The 14,499-nt window shown below is 29.4% G+C and carries 28 protein-coding genes; 1 reads left to right on the top strand and 27 read right to left on the bottom strand.

All coding sequences use genetic code 11. From position 1 onward, the window contains the following. Window positions 1–29: 29 nt before the first annotated feature. A complete protein-coding gene (gene lipB, locus B8063_RS06540) occupies window positions 30–647 on the top strand; it encodes a lipoyl(octanoyl) transferase LipB (RefSeq protein WP_085070611.1) in 618 nt (205 codons plus the stop codon). On the opposite strand, the gene B8063_RS06535 is transcribed toward lipB, so the two are convergent. The 27 genes from B8063_RS06535 to rpsJ form a co-directional block, all read right to left on the bottom strand. Further along, window positions 631–1,542: an RluA family pseudouridine synthase gene (locus tag B8063_RS06535; protein WP_085070609.1), complete on the bottom strand. Its 912-nt coding sequence runs from the start codon at window positions 1,540–1,542 to the stop codon at window positions 631–633. The two genes, lipB and B8063_RS06535, sit on opposite strands and share 17 nt — an antisense overlap. A gap of 65 nt (window positions 1,543–1,607) precedes the next feature. Next, complete coding sequence (gene rplQ / locus B8063_RS06530; protein ID WP_085070607.1) at window positions 1,608–2,051, bottom strand: 50S ribosomal protein L17; 444 nt, start codon at window positions 2,049–2,051, stop codon at window positions 1,608–1,610. Then, a complete protein-coding gene (locus B8063_RS06525; protein WP_075521543.1) occupies window positions 2,051–3,079 on the bottom strand; it encodes a DNA-directed RNA polymerase subunit alpha in 1,029 nt (342 codons plus the stop codon). The genes rplQ and B8063_RS06525 overlap by 1 nt, the downstream gene beginning before the upstream one ends. Beyond that, window positions 3,080–3,523: a 30S ribosomal protein S11 gene (gene rpsK, locus B8063_RS06520; RefSeq protein ID WP_085070604.1), complete on the bottom strand. Its 444-nt coding sequence runs from the start codon at window positions 3,521–3,523 to the stop codon at window positions 3,080–3,082. Between the two features lie 3 nt (window positions 3,524–3,526). After that, on the bottom strand, window positions 3,527–3,910 hold the full coding sequence (gene rpsM, locus B8063_RS06515; protein WP_085070602.1) for a 30S ribosomal protein S13: 384 nt from the start codon (window positions 3,908–3,910) through the stop codon (window positions 3,527–3,529). A 56-nt stretch (window positions 3,911–3,966) separates the two neighbouring features. After that, window positions 3,967–4,530 (bottom strand): adenylate kinase, encoded by a 564-nt coding sequence (locus B8063_RS06510; protein WP_085070598.1) that lies wholly within the window; start codon window positions 4,528–4,530, stop codon window positions 3,967–3,969. Continuing rightward, a complete protein-coding gene (secY, locus tag B8063_RS06505) occupies window positions 4,531–5,811 on the bottom strand; it encodes a preprotein translocase subunit SecY (protein WP_075521547.1) in 1,281 nt (426 codons plus the stop codon). Then, window positions 5,811–6,272: a 50S ribosomal protein L15 gene (rplO, locus tag B8063_RS06500; protein WP_085070596.1), complete on the bottom strand. Its 462-nt coding sequence runs from the start codon at window positions 6,270–6,272 to the stop codon at window positions 5,811–5,813. The genes secY and rplO overlap by 1 nt, the downstream gene beginning before the upstream one ends. Then, complete coding sequence (gene rpsE, locus B8063_RS06495) at window positions 6,272–6,772, bottom strand: 30S ribosomal protein S5 (RefSeq protein ID WP_075521549.1); 501 nt, start codon at window positions 6,770–6,772, stop codon at window positions 6,272–6,274. Before rpsE ends, rplO begins: the two co-directional genes overlap by 1 nt. Before the next feature lie 3 nt (window positions 6,773–6,775). After that, window positions 6,776–7,129, bottom strand: a complete 354-nt coding sequence (rplR, locus tag B8063_RS06490) for a 50S ribosomal protein L18 (RefSeq protein ID WP_085070594.1) — start codon at window positions 7,127–7,129, stop codon at window positions 6,776–6,778. Further along, window positions 7,129–7,668 carry a 50S ribosomal protein L6 gene (gene rplF / locus B8063_RS06485; RefSeq protein ID WP_075521551.1) on the bottom strand — a complete coding sequence of 180 codons (540 nt, stop codon included), beginning with the start codon at window positions 7,666–7,668 and terminating at the stop codon, window positions 7,129–7,131. Before rplF ends, rplR begins: the two co-directional genes overlap by 1 nt. Next, on the bottom strand, window positions 7,668–8,063 hold the full coding sequence (gene rpsH / locus B8063_RS06480) for a 30S ribosomal protein S8 (RefSeq protein WP_085070592.1): 396 nt from the start codon (window positions 8,061–8,063) through the stop codon (window positions 7,668–7,670). Before rpsH ends, rplF begins: the two co-directional genes overlap by 1 nt. Before the next feature lie 10 nt (window positions 8,064–8,073). Beyond that, window positions 8,074–8,379 carry a 30S ribosomal protein S14 gene (gene rpsN / locus B8063_RS06475; RefSeq protein ID WP_085070590.1) on the bottom strand — a complete coding sequence of 102 codons (306 nt, stop codon included), beginning with the start codon at window positions 8,377–8,379 and terminating at the stop codon, window positions 8,074–8,076. 1 nt (window position 8,380) lies between these two features. Next, window positions 8,381–8,935 carry a 50S ribosomal protein L5 gene (rplE, locus tag B8063_RS06470; protein ID WP_085070587.1) on the bottom strand — a complete coding sequence of 185 codons (555 nt, stop codon included), beginning with the start codon at window positions 8,933–8,935 and terminating at the stop codon, window positions 8,381–8,383. After that, a complete protein-coding gene (rplX, locus tag B8063_RS06465; RefSeq protein WP_085070585.1) occupies window positions 8,935–9,180 on the bottom strand; it encodes a 50S ribosomal protein L24 in 246 nt (81 codons plus the stop codon). The genes rplE and rplX overlap by 1 nt, the downstream gene beginning before the upstream one ends. Continuing rightward, a complete protein-coding gene (gene rplN / locus B8063_RS06460; RefSeq protein WP_075521555.1) occupies window positions 9,180–9,548 on the bottom strand; it encodes a 50S ribosomal protein L14 in 369 nt (122 codons plus the stop codon). The genes rplX and rplN overlap by 1 nt, the downstream gene beginning before the upstream one ends. Next, complete coding sequence (gene rpsQ, locus B8063_RS06455; RefSeq protein ID WP_075521556.1) at window positions 9,545–9,781, bottom strand: 30S ribosomal protein S17; 237 nt, start codon at window positions 9,779–9,781, stop codon at window positions 9,545–9,547. The genes rplN and rpsQ overlap by 4 nt, the downstream gene beginning before the upstream one ends. Next, window positions 9,774–9,962: a 50S ribosomal protein L29 gene (gene rpmC, locus B8063_RS06450; protein WP_075521557.1), complete on the bottom strand. Its 189-nt coding sequence runs from the start codon at window positions 9,960–9,962 to the stop codon at window positions 9,774–9,776. The genes rpsQ and rpmC overlap by 8 nt, the downstream gene beginning before the upstream one ends. Before the next feature lies 1 nt (window position 9,963). Next, window positions 9,964–10,371 (bottom strand): 50S ribosomal protein L16, encoded by a 408-nt coding sequence (gene rplP / locus B8063_RS06445; protein ID WP_085070583.1) that lies wholly within the window; start codon window positions 10,369–10,371, stop codon window positions 9,964–9,966. Window positions 10,372–10,373: 2 nt separating this feature from the next. Continuing rightward, window positions 10,374–11,033 carry a 30S ribosomal protein S3 gene (gene rpsC, locus B8063_RS06440; protein WP_075521559.1) on the bottom strand — a complete coding sequence of 220 codons (660 nt, stop codon included), beginning with the start codon at window positions 11,031–11,033 and terminating at the stop codon, window positions 10,374–10,376. Next, the gene (gene rplV / locus B8063_RS06435; RefSeq protein WP_075521560.1) at window positions 11,017–11,412 is read right to left on the bottom strand and encodes a 50S ribosomal protein L22; all 396 of its coding nucleotides are present in this window, start codon (window positions 11,410–11,412) and stop codon (window positions 11,017–11,019) included. The genes rpsC and rplV overlap by 17 nt, the downstream gene beginning before the upstream one ends. Before the next feature lie 5 nt (window positions 11,413–11,417). Beyond that, the gene (gene rpsS, locus B8063_RS06430) at window positions 11,418–11,723 is read right to left on the bottom strand and encodes a 30S ribosomal protein S19 (protein WP_075521561.1); all 306 of its coding nucleotides are present in this window, start codon (window positions 11,721–11,723) and stop codon (window positions 11,418–11,420) included. Window positions 11,724–11,726: 3 nt separating this feature from the next. Beyond that, a complete protein-coding gene (gene rplB / locus B8063_RS06425; RefSeq protein ID WP_075521562.1) occupies window positions 11,727–12,560 on the bottom strand; it encodes a 50S ribosomal protein L2 in 834 nt (277 codons plus the stop codon). A 3-nt stretch (window positions 12,561–12,563) separates the two neighbouring features. Further along, complete coding sequence (gene rplW, locus B8063_RS06420) at window positions 12,564–12,857, bottom strand: 50S ribosomal protein L23 (protein WP_075521563.1); 294 nt, start codon at window positions 12,855–12,857, stop codon at window positions 12,564–12,566. Next, window positions 12,857–13,480, bottom strand: a complete 624-nt coding sequence (rplD, locus tag B8063_RS06415; RefSeq protein ID WP_085070581.1) for a 50S ribosomal protein L4 — start codon at window positions 13,478–13,480, stop codon at window positions 12,857–12,859. Before rplD ends, rplW begins: the two co-directional genes overlap by 1 nt. Beyond that, on the bottom strand, window positions 13,481–14,191 hold the full coding sequence (gene rplC / locus B8063_RS06410; protein WP_085070579.1) for a 50S ribosomal protein L3: 711 nt from the start codon (window positions 14,189–14,191) through the stop codon (window positions 13,481–13,483). Further along, window positions 14,191–14,499 carry a 30S ribosomal protein S10 gene (gene rpsJ / locus B8063_RS06405; RefSeq protein ID WP_075521566.1) on the bottom strand — a complete coding sequence of 103 codons (309 nt, stop codon included), beginning with the start codon at window positions 14,497–14,499 and terminating at the stop codon, window positions 14,191–14,193. The genes rplC and rpsJ overlap by 1 nt, the downstream gene beginning before the upstream one ends.

Below are 14,499 nucleotides of genomic sequence, written 5' to 3'. Positions count from 1 at the left end.
ATACATAATTAAGATAATACAAATTATAAATGAACTTAGAGATCAAAAAGTCAGCAAAACCAGTAAAATATTCTGAAGCAATTAACGTATTGGAAAATAGGTTAAAAGATTTATATGAGAATAATGGTAAAGAATTGATTTGGACTTTAGAGCACGATGAAATTTTCACTGCAGGAACGTCATATAGTGAAAATGAAATAATTGATAAATCAATAGAGATATTTCAGACAAATAGAGGTGGTAAAATAACCTATCATGGACCAGGACAATTAATTTGTTATTTCGTTTTAGATTTAAGAAAAAAAAAAGATATTAGAAAATTTATTAATGTAATTGAAAAAACTATTATTCAAACCTTGAAATTATACAATATTGAAACTTTTCCAGATAAAGAAAACATAGGTATCTGGTATAAAGTAAACAATGAAGTAAACAAAGTTGCAGCTATAGGAATTAGAGTTAGCAAATGGATTGCATATCATGGCTTTGCAATAAATATAAATAATAATTTAGAGAAATATAAAAAAATTATACCATGTGGTATTAAAGATAAAGGGATTACGAATTTAAAAAATATTATAAATCAGGATTATTCGAAACTTGGTGATAAATTAATAGAAAATTTTGTTTCTAATTTGAAAATCTAAGTCGTTTTGATTTTAACAATCTTTTAAAATAATCTGGTAATAACGCAGAATAAGTATGCTTAATATTATTAATTTTAAATTTTATTTGATAAGAATGTAACATTAAATTTTTATTTATTCCCTTATTGGAATTTGATAATTTATATTTTGTATCTCCAAATATAGGATTACCTATTGCATACAATTGTTTACGTAATTGATGCTTTCTTCCAGTGATAGGTTTTAATTCTAATAAACTAGCTTCGGAATTTTTATCTAATACTTTGTAAATTGTTTTTGCATTTTCAATAACTTTTTTATCACCGTCATATCTAATTAAATCATCTTCCCAAGTGCCTGAGTTATTAGTTATTTCACCTTGACAGATAGCCAAATAAGTTTTGTGAACTTTTCGTAACCTAAATAAAGAAGTTAACAATTGAGCACTTTCTCTGTTTTTTGCAATTATAAATACACCTGATGTGTCTTTGTCTAGTCTATGAACAGAGTATGGTTTAGATCCTTCAAAAATTTCGCTTTTAGTAAATATATCAACTAGATTTTTTTTTGATTTAGTTCCACCTTGTACAGAGATTCCTGAAGCTTTATTTAATACTATAAAGTTATCATTGTTTTCAATAATCAAATCTTCATTCTGTTTAACAATTTCTTTATTAGGATTAAATTTTGTTTTGGATTGTTTAATGTTTTGTTCAAAATTAAAGTTAAAAAAACTTATTTTATCATCTGTTATAACTTTTTGAGAACTTTTGACTTTTTTTTGATTTAACTTAATTTTTCCATTTCTTAAATTTTTTTCTATTAATCCTTGCGGTATTTTTCCTAAATAATTTCTTAAAAATCTATCTATACGCATATTATTATAAGATGCTTTGACTAATATTATTTTTTTCATAAGGATAAATAAAAGTATCAATTATTGATTTTAAAAATCAAAGATAATACTGTTGTATATTTTAATTAAGCAGTGGCTTGTTTTTTGTCTTCTGATTTAGGTGATGCTGTTGCTGCATCTTTTTTCTTTTTATCTACTCTTTTCGCCTCAACGTCTCTGTCTACAAACTCAATAACAGCCATTGGTGCATTATCACCATATCTAAAGCCAGCCTTAATTATTCTTGTATAGCCACCTTTTCTATTTTCATAACGTTTTGAAAGTGTTTTTTTTACTTTATTTGCAGATTTTGTATCTTGGAGTTTTGAAATTAGAGTTTTAGTATTTTGTAAGTTATCTTTTTTTCCTAACGTAATTATTTTATCAGCCTGAGGTTTCAGCACTTTAGCTTTTGGCAGTGTTGTTGTAATTTGTTCGTATTTAATTAATGAATTCAACATATTTTTAATTAAAGCTTTTCTATGTTCTGAAGTTCTGTTTAATTTTTTATAACCAAACTTATGTCTCATTAAATAGCTTCCTCAAGTTTTTTAGATAATTCGGCAATGTTATCTGGAGGCCAATTAGGTATTTCCATGCCCAAATAAAGTGACATCCCAGTTAATACCTCTTTAATCTCATTTAATGATTTTCTCCCAAAATTGGGTGTTCTTAACATTTCACCTTCAGATTTTTGAACTAAATCACCAATATAAATAATATTATCATTTTTAAGACAATTCATTGATCGTACAGACAATTCTAATTCATCTACCTTTCTCAATAAGTTTTTGTTAAATTCTGGTTCAGTTGGTTGTTCTCTAACTATAACTTCTTGTGGTTCATCAAAATTAACAAACATTCCTAGTTGATCTTGGAAAATTCTAGCTGAGTAAGCAACTGCATCTTCGGCAGATATAGAACCATTAGTTTCAACTTCCATCGTTAGTTTATCATAATCTAAGGCTTTTCCTTCTCTAGCGGTGCTTACAGAGTATGAAACTTTTTTAACAGGACTAAACAATGAGTCTATGGGTATTAAACCCAAAGGTGGTTCCTCAGGTTTATTCATTTCTGCTGATATGTATCCTTTTCCAGTACCTACAGTCATCTCCATATGAAAATTGGTATTTTCATCTAAATTACAAATAACTAAATCTGGGTTTAAAATTTCAATATCAGTTACAGGTGTTATATCTGAAGCTTTGATTTCACCTGGTCCTTTGGCATCTAATATAAGCTTTTTTGAAGTTTCAGAATTACTTTTAAGGGCTAAAGATTTTATATTTAATACTATATCTGTTACGTCTTCTCTCACACCTTTTATAGATGTAAACTCATGAAGAACTCCATCAATTTGGATTGCAGTAACTGCTGTCCCTCTTATAGATGATAGTAAAATTCTTCTAAGAGAATTACCCAAGGTTAAGCCATATCCTTTCTCCAAAGGTTCAGCGATTATTTTTGCGTGTGATTTATCATCACTAAGCTGAACATCCAATTTTGCAGGCTTAATCAATGATTTCCAATTTTTTGAATTTACTTCTGTTTGTTCCATTTATACTCTCCTTTTCTTTGGTGGTCGCGTACCATTATGAGGCATTGGTGTTGTATCTTTAATTGAAATAATTTTAAATCCTCTAGCTTGTAGTGCTCTAAGGGCTGTTTCTCTTCCAGATCCAGGTCCTTTTACTTCTACAGATAAAACTTTCATTCCTACCTCTAATGCTTTAGCTGCAGCTGCATCAGCAGCAACTTGAGCGGCGTAAGGTGTAGATTTTCTTGATCCTTTAAAACCTTTTTGACCTGCAGATGCCCATGAAATTACATTTCCATTTGTATCTGCAATAGATACAATAGTATTATTAAATGTAGATTGGACATAGGCAATTCCGTTTAAAATATTTTTTTTTCCTTTTTTCTTTTTTGAATACGAGCTTTTCTTACTTTTTGACGAGGAATCTTTTGATGCAGATTTATTTTCTGTTGTATCTTTTGTCATTTATTATTTTTTAAGTGGTGTTAATTTTTTACCTGCAATAGCAATAGCTTTACCTTTTCTAGTTCTAGCATTGCATCTTGTTCTTTGTCCCCTTACAGGTAATTTTTTTCTATGTCTTGATCCTCTGTAAGTAGCTAAATCTATAAGTCTTTTTATACTGAGTGAATTTTCTCTTCTTAAGTCACCTTCAACAGTAAACTTTTGATCAATGTATTCTCTTATCTTCAAAATTTGATCATCTGTTAATTCATTCACTCTTTTTGATTTTGGAATTTCTAAAGATTTACATATTTCGTTAGAAAATTTGTTACCTATCCCATAAATATAAGTTAATCCAATATGAACTAATTTATTTTGTGGTATGTTTACACCTGCAATACGAGCCATAGTTTTTGTGATAAAATTGTGCCTTTTATATAAGAGAATTAGTCAAAGTCAACGCATTAAACATTGACAAAAGTGTCTATTTTCCTTGTTATTTCAGTGATATTCTCAGATCCATCAATCTCATGAAAATTATTTTTTTTTGAGTAAAAATCTAAAACCGGTTTTGTAGTCTCCATGTATGTATCGTACCTTTTAAGGATAGTATCTAAGTTATCATCAGTTCTTTTTTCTAATAACTTTCTTTTTTCAAGTCTTTTAACAATGGTCTCTTTATTAACGTTTAAATAAAACACAAAATCAATTTTTTGTTCAGAATCATTTAATAAATTATCTAAGTTTTTTGCTTGATCTAGTGATCTAGGGTATCCATCAAATATTAATTTATTTTTTTTTTGAGGATCAAAGATAAATTTTTTGATTATTGTATTTACAATCTCATCACTTACAAACTTTCCATCATTCATATTATTTATTATTTGCTTACCTAAATCTGTATCTTTTTTGATTTCATCTCTAAGAATATCACCTGTGGAAATTTGAAAACCTTTCAATTTCTCAACTAAATATTTGGCCTGAGTACCTTTGCCAGCTCCAGGAGGGCCAAATAATATGATGTTCACTTATCTACCAAATTTTGTTTTTTTAATTAGTTGCTCATATTGAGAGCTCATTAAACGTGTCTGTATCTGAGTAACCGTATCTATAGCTACAACAACAACAATTAACACTGATGCTCCACCTAAATAAAAAGGTATTGGATAATTTGCTATTAGAAATTCAGGCATTAAACATACTAATGTAAGATATAAAGCACCTATAGTCGTTAATCTTGTAAGTATGGTATCTATGTAGATTGCTGTGCTTTCACCTGGACGAATGCCAGGAATAAATCCGCCATATTTTCTTAAATTTTCAGCTGTTTCGTTTGGATTAAATGTGATTGACGTATAAAAAAAAGTAAAAAATATTATTCCACTGGCATATAGGATCATATAGAGCGGTTGGCCTTGAGAAAAATATGAGGATATATTTAAAAAAGTTTCGTTCTGAGAAACATTAAAATTTGAAAATGTTACAGGTAAAAGTAATAAAGCTGATGCAAAAATAGCAGGTATTACTCCTGCAGAATTTATTTTAAGCGGAAGATGCGAAGAATCTCCACCATACATTTTGTTACCCATTTGTCTTTTTGGGTAATTTATTAAAATTTTACGTAAAGCTCGCTCCATAAAAACAATAAATAGTATAGTTAAAACCAATAAAACAAAAATACCTATAATCATAATTGTAGAGATCGCACCAGTACGGCCAAGTTCAAACGTAGTTACTAAAGCCCTTGGAATTTCTGCAACGATACCAGAAAAAATTATTAAGGAAATACCATTTCCAATACCTCTTTGTGTGATTTGTTCTCCTAACCACATCAAAAAAATTGTACCAGCAACAATTGTTGTTACTGTAGATATTTTAAAAAACATGCCAGGATTTATTACCAAATTTGCAGATGATTCCAATCCAACCGCTAAACCATAACCTTGAATAGTTGCTAATAAAACTGTTCCATATCTTGTAATTTGTGTAATTTTTTGTCTACCTATTTCGCCTTGGGCTTTTAAATTTTTGAAGTAGTCAGAAACTCCTGTCAATAACTGCACAATGATAGATGATGATATATATGGCATGATACCAAGTGCAAATATTGCCATTCTGCTTACAGCTCCGCCAGCAAAAACGTTAAACATACCTAATAAACCTTTTTGATTACTTTCCATCATTATTTGAAGCTGCTCTGGATCAATTCCAGGGAGTGGGACAAACGTACCTAGTCTGTAAATAGCAAGTATAAGTATTGTAAATAATATTCTATTTCTTAAATCGTGAGATTGAGTTGAAGAGCTCATTAATCTTTATTTGATTTTACTAAAATACTTCCGCCTGCTTTCTCAACTTTTTGTATTGCTGATTTAGAGGAAAAATCAGCCTCTATATTTAACTTTGAATTTAATTCACCATTTCCTAAAACTTTAAATTGAGTTACAGATTTAGATATAATTTTATTTTTCTTTAAATATTCTAGATTAATTTTCTCAGATGAACTAATTTTATTAGAATCTAACAATTTGTTTAATAAATCTAAATTTATCTTAGCAATTTTATCTCTTCTAATTGGGTTAAAACCTCTTTTTGGAAGTCTTCTATATAATGGCATTTGACCTCCTTCAAAACTTTTAATTGCTACACCTGATCTTGATTTTTGACCTTTTACACCTCTTCCTGAAGTTTTGCCTTTTCCTGAACCTATTCCTCTACCTACTCTAATCTTTTTAATTTTTACTGAGATTGTAGTATTTAAATAAGTCATTATCCTCTTTTTTCAATTATTTCTGATATTTTTTTATTTCTTAAAGTTGAAATATTCTTTGGTGAATTTTGTTTAGACAATGCTTTCATGCAGGCCCTAATAACGTTATGTGGGTTAGCTGTACCAAGAGATTTTGCTACTATATCTTTAATACCTAAAACCTCACACACAGCACGAACGGGTCCACCAGCAATTATACCTGTACCTTTCGGTGCTGCTCTAAGTTTTATTTTTCCTGCACCATCTTTACCAAAAATATCATGATGTATCGTTCTTCCTTCTCTTAATGGAACTTGAACTAAATTTCTTCTTGCAAGTTCGTTTGCTTTTTTAATAGCATCTGGAACTTGTTTTGCTTTAGCATGTGCAATGCCAATCTTGCCATTTTGATTTCCAACAACAACTAATGCTGAAAATCCAAATCTTCTTCCACCTTTAACGACTTTTGTTATTCTGTTAATGTGAACAAGTTTTTCTAAAAATTCTGTATTTTTTTCCATTTTTTAAAATTCCATCCCATTTTTTCTTAACGTTTCTGCAAATATTTTTACTCTACCATGATACTTATAGATGCCTCTGTCAAAATAAACCTTTTTTATTTTTTTATCTTGTGCTTTTTTAGCAAGAGTTTCAGCAACTAAAGTGGAAAGCTCTGATTTAGATTTTTTTTGTTCTCTAATATTTTTTTCAACTGATGAAGCGGAAACTAAAGTTATTTTATTAACATCATCAATAATTTGAGCACTTATATTTTTAGTCGAACGAGAAACGCATAGCCTAAATCTATCTTTGCTTGAAACTTTTTTTAATTTATTTCTTACTCTAAATTTTTTTCTATCTAATGTACTAATTTTCATTATTTCTTTTTACCTTCTTTTCTTAAAATATACTGACCTTGCTCTTTTATACCTTTACCTTTGTAGGGTTCTGGTGGTCTAATACTTTTGATTTGAGAAGCAACCATTCCAACTAATTGTTTATCTGGTCCACTTATTTTTAATATTGTTTGCTTTTCAACAGCAATTTTTATTCCTTCTGGAATATCAAAATTTATGTCGTGACTGAAACCTAATTGCATATTTAATTGTTTTCCCTTTAATGCGGCCCTAAATCCAACTCCAACTAATTCAAGAGTTTTTTCATAACCCTTACTTGCTCCAATTATAGCGTTATTTAATAAACTCCTGTTCATTCCCCATAATCTTTTTGAGTTTTGATCAATTTTTTTTGGTTTTATAGATACTTCTTTACCTTCGTCTATTTTCAAATCGAAAACATCTAAATCAATATTTAGTGATTTTTTACCTAATGGACCTTCAATATTCACAATATTTCCACTAAGTAAAACTTTAACTTTATCAGGAATTGGAATATTTATTTTACCTATTTTAGACATTAAAATACCTTACAAATTATTTCTCCACCAATTTTTTGCTTTCTTGCATCTATATCAGTCATAACACCTTTTGGAGTAGAGACTATTGCTATACCAAGACCATTATTTATTTTTGGAAGACTTTCTGCACTTGAAAATATCCTTCTACCTGGCTTTGATACTCTTTCTATTGTACTTATAACTGGGTTTCCTGAATTATATTTTAGGTTTATTTCTAAATTAGGTTTTTTATCCTTCTCAGTAACTTTGTAATCAATTATATAACCCTCAGATTTTAAAACTTCTGCTATTTTCACTTTAAATTTTGATGATGGAAGTTGTACTTTTTTATGATTTCTCATTTGAGAATTTTTAATTCTCGCCAACATATCTCCTATTGGATCACTTAAACTCATATTATCCTTTCTACCAACTTGACTTTACCATACCAGGAATTTTCCCCTCTAAACCTAATTGTCTAAGAGCTATTCTTGATATTTTTAATTTTCTATAAACACCATGCGGTCTGCCTGTAATTTGACATCTATTCCTTACTCTCGTTTTTGCAGAATTTCGTGGCAATTTTGATAATTTTTGCTGTGCTTTAAATCTTTCTTCTAGAGGTAATTTTTTATCCATAATTATTTTTTTAAGCATTTGCCTTTTCTTAAATAATTTGTCTGATAATTTAATTCGTTTATTATTCTTATTTACTGCACTCATTTTAGCCATATTAATTGCTCCTCTTTTGAAAAAATGGAAAATTTAGCTGTTTTAACAACTCAAAACTATGTTCCTTATCTTGGTTTTTAATCGTTATTGTAATATCTAAGCCTCTAATTTTATCAACTTTATCAAAGTTCACCTCTGGAAAAACAATATGTTCTTTTATTCCAAAAGAATAATTACCAAATTTATCAAATCCATTTGGGTTTAATCCTCTAAAGTCTTTAATTCTAGGTAATGCAATATTTACTAGTCTGTCAATAAACTCGTACATCTTATTTTTTCTTAAAGTGACCTTCAGTCCTGCATTTGTATTTTTTCTAGTTTTAAAATTTGCAATTGATTTTTTAAATTTTGTTGTGACTGGTTTTTGTCCTGTTATGTTTGCTAAATCCTCTTCACATGATTTCAAAATTTTGGCATCGTTACCGTCTAGACCTAGACCCATATTTATAACTACTTTTGAAATTTGTGGCCCCATATACAAATTCTTGTAACCAAATTTTTCTTTTAAGTTTGGTTGTATTTCTTTAACAATTAAGTCTTTTAATCTAGGTTGCATTACTTCTTAGCCTCAATTTTTTTTGATTTTTTATTATCAAGTATGGATAAATTTGAAAGATGTATAAAATTTTCCTTTGAAACAATTCCACCTTTTTTTTCTTTTGTTGTTTTTACATGTTTCTTGACCATATTAATCCCTTTTACCTTTGCACGATTATTAGAACGGTCTATTTCCATTACTTCACCATCTTTATTTTTATCTTTGCCCACTAATACTTTTACTTTAGTTCCTTTTTTGATCATTAAAGTACCTCCGGAGCTAAAGATATTATTTTCATTTGTCCTCTACTTCTTAACTCTCTTGTTACAGGACCAAAAATTCTAGTTCCAATTGGTTCACCTTTATCATCTGTTAGAACTGCAGCATTATTATCAAATCTTACTTTTGATCCATCGTTTCTATGAATGCCTTTTTTTACTCTAACCACTACTGCTTTGTGAACAGCGCCTTTTTTAACTTTACCTTTAGGTATGGCCTCTTTAACGGCTACAACAATGGTATCACCAATGCTAGCGTATCTTCTTTTTGAACCACCTAAAACTTTAATACATTCAATTTTTTTTGCACCTGTATTATCAGCTACGAATAATTCTGTTTGAACTTGTATCATTTAACGTCTCCTATAACTTCAAATTTTTTTGACTTCGAATATGGTTTGCACTCTCTTATTGATACTTTATCTCCATTTTTAAATTTGTTTTCCTCGTCATGTACACTGTATTTTTTTCTTGCCTTAATTACCTTTTTTAAAACAGGATGTTGATACTTTCTTTCAACCATCACAGTAATTGTTTTATTTGGTTTATCGCTAACAACTATTCCGTTTAGTATTTTTTTAGGCATTTTTTCCTTCTAATAATGTTTTTAAACGTGCTATGGTTTTTTTTGTTTCATTAATTTTAGCTGGGCTCTTGACTTGTCCATTTACTTTTTGAAATCTAAAATTAAATAGATCTTTTTTTAATTTCTCTAAGTCTTTAAGCGCTTGTTCTTTAGTTAATTTTTTTATGTCCTTTTGCTTCATCTTATATTCTTTTAATAAATTTACATTTAATAGGGAGTTTTGCAGAAGCTTTGTATAATGCCTCTTTTGCTATTTGCTCAGATACACCATCAACTTCAAACAAAATTCTTCCTGGTTTAACTCTACACGCCCAAAACTCTGGAGAACCTTTACCTTTTCCCATTCTCACTTCAGTAGGTTTTTTTGATACCGGTATATTAGGAAACATTCTAGTCCAAACTCTTCCTTGTCTTTTCATATGTCTTGTTAAAGCAACTCTCGCTGCCTCTATTTGCTTTGAAATCACTCTTTCAGGCTGTATAGCTTTAAGTCCGAATGATCCATAATTCATTACATTACATCTGGACGCATTACCATGTATTCTTCCTTTATGAGCTTTTCTGAATTTTGTTCTAGTTGGTTGCAACATAATTAAGCTTTATTCCTCTCCTGACTAAATTCTTTTGTGAATATTTCACCTTTATAAATCCAGACCTTAATTCCAATTATTCCATATGTAGTCAATGCTTCTGCTTCAGCGTAATCAATATCAGCTCTTAAAGTATGCGATGGAATACTACCATCCCTTAGCCACTCTGTTCTTGCAATCTCATTTCCACCAAGTCTTCCACTAACAGAAACCTTAATTCCTTTAGCACCCAATCTTAAAGCTGATTGCATAGCTCTTTTCATTGCTCTACGATATGAAACTCTTTTTACTAATTGTTGAGCAATATTTTCCGCAACTAAATAACCATTTGTCTCAGGTTTTTTTACCTCTTTGATGTTTAGGACAACTTCATTCGTTGTAAGATTTGAAAGCTTTCCTTTAATTTTTTCTATATCACTTCCTTTTTTACCGATCACAAATCCAGGTCTTGAAGTATATATTGTAACAAAACATTTCTTTGAAGTTCTCTCAATCATAACTTTAGAGACACCAGAGTTAATTACATTTTTTTTTATGTATTCTCTGATTTTAAAGTCTTCAATTAAATAGTTACCAAAATCTTTTTTCTTAGCATACCAAACAGAGTCCCATCCCCTGTTTATACCTAGTCTTAAGCCTATTGGATTAACCTTTTGCCCCATCTCTCTCCGTTTGTTTTGTTTGTTCAGTTAAAATAATTGTCACATTTGAATAAGGTTTCATAATTTCAGCAGCTCTTCCTTTTGCTCTTGCTCTAAAACGTTTCATTATTATTTGTTTTCCACAATATGCTTCCTTTACGATTAAATTATCAATATCATATTGATAATTGTTTTCCGCATTTGCAACTGCAGATGAAATGGTTTTTTTGACATCTTTAGAAATTCTTTTTTCAGAAAAAGTAAGATCTCTCATAGCTACGTCTACCTTTTTACCAACTATAGATTTTAATATTGGTTTAAGTTTTCTTACACTTGATCTCACGTTTTTATTTACAGATTTAACTGTTTTGATATCAATTTTTTTATCTTTTTTACTCATTTTATTTATTTACCAGTACCCTTTGCGCCACCCTCAACTTTTGCTTTTTTATCAGCTGGTGTATGTCCAAAAAATTGTCTTGTTGGTGCAAACTCACCAAATTTGTGACCAACCATATCCTCTGAAACTGTAATTGGGATGAATTTTTTTCCATTATAGATTAAAAAACTAAAACCCACAAAATCAGGTATAATTGTTGATTTTCTTGACCATGTTTTAATTGGTTTTCTGTTTGGATCATTTTTAACTTTTTCAACTTTTTTAATTAAACTTTCTTCTACAAATGGTCCTTTCCAAACTGATCTTGCCATAATTTATGCTCTCTTCTTCTTTCTTCTTCTTATTATAAATTTATCTGTTCTCTTATTATCTCTCGTTTTAAGGCCTTTAGCAGATTGTCCTGTAGGTGAAACTGGATGTCTACCACCAGCTGTTTTTCCTTCACCACCACCATGAGGGTGATCAACTGGATTTTTGACAACACCTCTTGTATGAGGTCTTCTTCCTAACCATCTAGATCTACCTGCTTTTCCTATTTTAATATTTTTCTGATCTGGATTTGATAAAACACCAATTGTTGCTAAAGATCTTGAGTCTATTCTTCTTACTTCACCAGAACTCATTTTTATTATTGTATAATTTCCATCAATTCCTGAAATAGTAACAGATGAACCTGCGGCTCTTGCAATTTTGCCACCTGCTCCTGGCTGTAATTCTACATTATGTATATTTATTCCTACTGGGATATCCTGAAGAGATAAACAGTTACCAACTTTTATCTCAGAATTAGGACCATTTTGTATTTTATCTCCAATCTTAACATCTTGGGGTGCTAAATAATATGCTCTCTCTCCATCTTCGAATTTTACCAACATGATATGACATGATCTATTTGGATCATATTCAATCCTCTCTATTTCTGCTGACATATCGAATTTTTTTCTATAAAAATCAATCTTTCTGTATTTATGTTTGTGACCACCTCCATGGTTTCTAGAGGTAATTCTTCCATAGTTATTTCTTCCTTTTGAAGCATTATTTGCAGAAGTAAGTGGTTTATAAGGTTTACCCTTCCATAGGCCTTCTCTGCTTACTAATACAGTGCCTCTTGTTGATTTTGTGTATGGTTTAAATGTTTTTAAGGCCATATTTTAAATTCCTGTTGTTAGGTCAATGTTTTGACCTTTTTTAAGTGTTATAATTGCTTTTTTAAATCCTCTTACTTTTACTTTTTTTCCTCGAGTAACTTTAGTTCTAGTTTTTTTATTTATAATATTAATTTTAGTTACGTTTACTTTAAAAATTTTTTCAATATTTGATTTAAGGTTTTTTTTGTTTGCCTTAGATGGAACTTTAAAAATTATTTTATTTTGCTCTGAAAGATTTGTTGATTTTTCAGTTACAATTGGAGCCAAAATTTTATCGTAAAGATGAACTTTATTCATTATTGATACCTTTTTTCTAATTCTTTAACTGAGCTTTCTGTAAAAATTATTTTTTTATATTTTACAAGATCAAATGCACTAAAGTGTCCAATGTCTGTAATCTTTACATTTGGAATATTTCTTGTAGCTTTTTCAATATTCTCTTTTGATTTTTTATCTACGATCAGAATTGAATTTTTTGCATCAAACTTCATTAAAATTTTATTTACATCTTTTGTTTTTTGAATTTTTTCATTAAAATCATTAAATACTAAAAGATTATTACTCTTATTTTTTTCAGTGATTATTGAGGCAATGCTTAATTTTTTTTCACTTTTATTTAATTTTCTAATCTTATAGTTGCTTTCACCTTTTGGACCATGTGCAACACCTCCTCCAACAAATATAGGTGCTTTTTTACTAGCATGTCTCGCATTTCCAGTGCCTTTTTGGGAATATATCTTTGCTGTAGATCCAATAATTTCATTTTTTTGTTTTGTTTTAGCTTTTCTCCCTTTGTAATTTGCATTGGTTTTATACAATACATTGCTTACAAGTTGCTTATTAATTTTAGCAGAAAATATTTTATCCAAAACTTCTATTGAAACTTTCTTTCCATCTAGGTTTAATTTATCTATTTTCATTTATTTCTTCTTTTTGTCTGCAGATTTTTTCATTTTTTCAATCTGTTCTATTTTTTCTGACATTGTTAGTTTTCTTAAATTTTTAACAGCCTTTTTAATGACTACCTCAGCATTTTTTGCGCCAGGTATAGAACCTTTTAAATACAATAAGTTATTGTCTTTATCTGATTTAATTATTTCAATATTTTGCATTGTTCTGATTTTATCACCCATGTGACCAGCCATTTTTTTTCCTTTAAAAACTTTTCCTGGATCTTGTCTTTGACCTGTCGATCCGTGTGAACGGTGAGAAATTGATACACCATGTGATGCTCTTAAGCCTCCAAAATTGTGCCTTTTCATAGCTCCAGCAAAACCTTTTCCTATTGTTTTTGATTTAACATCAACAAATTTAATATCGTTAAATATCTCAAGACCAAATTCGTTACCCTCTTTATAATTCTCTGTTGAATTTACTTTGAACTCTTTTAGTAATTTTTTTGGTTCAGTATTCTTTTTTGCAAAATAACCTTTCATAGCTTTTGATAATTTATTATTTTTAATTTTACCAAAGCCAATTTGAACTGCTTTATATCCTCTCTTATCTTGTTCAATTACCTGTATCACTCTCCCAGTTTCCATTTTAAGAACTGTTACAGGAACTGATTGACCAGTTTTATAAAACTCTCTTGTCATTCCAATTTTTTTTCCAACTAGTGCTATCTCGGACATTAAATTTTTATCTCCACATCTACACCTGATGCTAAGTCTAATTTCATCAAAGCCTCTACAGTCGCAGGTGTTGGTTCAATAATATCAATTAATCTTTTGTGAGTTCTGGTCTCAAATTGTTCTCTACTTTTTTTATCAATATGTGGCGATCTTAACACGGTATAGCGTTCAATTTTTGTTGGAAGAGGTATAGGTCCTTTTATATTTGCACCTGTTCTTTTTACAGTATTTACAATTTCTTCAGTAGATTGATCTAAAACTTTATTATCGTAAGCTCTAAGTTTAATTCTAATATTCTGTTTTTCCAT

Origin of the sequence: Candidatus Pelagibacter sp. RS40 (assembly GCF_002101295.1) — a bacterium.
Lineage (GTDB): Bacteria > Pseudomonadota > Alphaproteobacteria > Pelagibacterales > Pelagibacteraceae > Pelagibacter.
This window is presented reverse-complemented; position numbering and strand designations above follow the sequence as displayed.

Coding starts and splice junctions, on each gene's coding strand:
- lipB (WP_085070611.1), top strand. CDS start 30: ATGAACTTAGAGATCAAAAAGTCAGCAAAACCAGTAAAATATTCTGAA.
- B8063_RS06535 (WP_085070609.1), bottom strand. CDS start 1,542: ATGAAAAAAATAATATTAGTCAAAGCATCTTATAATAATATGCGTATA.
- rplQ (WP_085070607.1), bottom strand. CDS start 2,051: ATGAGACATAAGTTTGGTTATAAAAAATTAAACAGAACTTCAGAACAT.
- B8063_RS06525 (WP_075521543.1), bottom strand. CDS start 3,079: ATGGAACAAACAGAAGTAAATTCAAAAAATTGGAAATCATTGATTAAG.
- rpsK (WP_085070604.1), bottom strand. CDS start 3,523: ATGACAAAAGATACAACAGAAAATAAATCTGCATCAAAAGATTCCTCG.
- rpsM (WP_085070602.1), bottom strand. CDS start 3,910: ATGGCTCGTATTGCAGGTGTAAACATACCACAAAATAAATTAGTTCAT.
- secY (WP_075521547.1), bottom strand. CDS start 5,811: ATGAGCTCTTCAACTCAATCTCACGATTTAAGAAATAGAATATTATTT.
- rplO (WP_085070596.1), bottom strand. CDS start 6,272: ATGACTTATTTAAATACTACAATCTCAGTAAAAATTAAAAAGATTAGA.
- rpsE (WP_075521549.1), bottom strand. CDS start 6,772: ATGGAAAAAAATACAGAATTTTTAGAAAAACTTGTTCACATTAACAGA.
- rplR (WP_085070594.1), bottom strand. CDS start 7,129: ATGAAAATTAGTACATTAGATAGAAAAAAATTTAGAGTAAGAAATAAA.
- rplF (WP_075521551.1), bottom strand. CDS start 7,668: ATGTCTAAAATAGGTAAAATAAATATTCCAATTCCTGATAAAGTTAAA.
- rpsH (WP_085070592.1), bottom strand. CDS start 8,063: ATGAGTTTAAGTGATCCAATAGGAGATATGTTGGCGAGAATTAAAAAT.
- rpsN (WP_085070590.1), bottom strand. CDS start 8,379: ATGGCTAAAATGAGTGCAGTAAATAAGAATAATAAACGAATTAAATTA.
- rplE (WP_085070587.1), bottom strand. CDS start 8,935: ATGCAACCTAGATTAAAAGACTTAATTGTTAAAGAAATACAACCAAAC.
- rplX (WP_085070585.1), bottom strand. CDS start 9,180: ATGATCAAAAAAGGAACTAAAGTAAAAGTATTAGTGGGCAAAGATAAA.
- rplN (WP_075521555.1), bottom strand. CDS start 9,548: ATGATACAAGTTCAAACAGAATTATTCGTAGCTGATAATACAGGTGCA.
- rpsQ (WP_075521556.1), bottom strand. CDS start 9,781: ATGCCTAAAAAAATACTAAACGGAATAGTTGTTAGCGATAAACCAAAT.
- rpmC (WP_075521557.1), bottom strand. CDS start 9,962: ATGAAGCAAAAGGACATAAAAAAATTAACTAAAGAACAAGCGCTTAAA.
- rplP (WP_085070583.1), bottom strand. CDS start 10,371: ATGTTGCAACCAACTAGAACAAAATTCAGAAAAGCTCATAAAGGAAGA.
- rpsC (WP_075521559.1), bottom strand. CDS start 11,033: ATGGGGCAAAAGGTTAATCCAATAGGCTTAAGACTAGGTATAAACAGG.
- rplV (WP_075521560.1), bottom strand. CDS start 11,412: ATGAGTAAAAAAGATAAAAAAATTGATATCAAAACAGTTAAATCTGTA.
- rpsS (WP_075521561.1), bottom strand. CDS start 11,723: ATGGCAAGATCAGTTTGGAAAGGACCATTTGTAGAAGAAAGTTTAATT.
- rplB (WP_075521562.1), bottom strand. CDS start 12,560: ATGGCCTTAAAAACATTTAAACCATACACAAAATCAACAAGAGGCACT.
- rplW (WP_075521563.1), bottom strand. CDS start 12,857: ATGAATAAAGTTCATCTTTACGATAAAATTTTGGCTCCAATTGTAACT.
- rplD (WP_085070581.1), bottom strand. CDS start 13,480: ATGAAAATAGATAAATTAAACCTAGATGGAAAGAAAGTTTCAATAGAA.
- rplC (WP_085070579.1), bottom strand. CDS start 14,191: ATGTCCGAGATAGCACTAGTTGGAAAAAAAATTGGAATGACAAGAGAG.
- rpsJ (WP_075521566.1), bottom strand. CDS start 14,499: ATGGAAAAACAGAATATTAGAATTAAACTTAGAGCTTACGATAATAAA.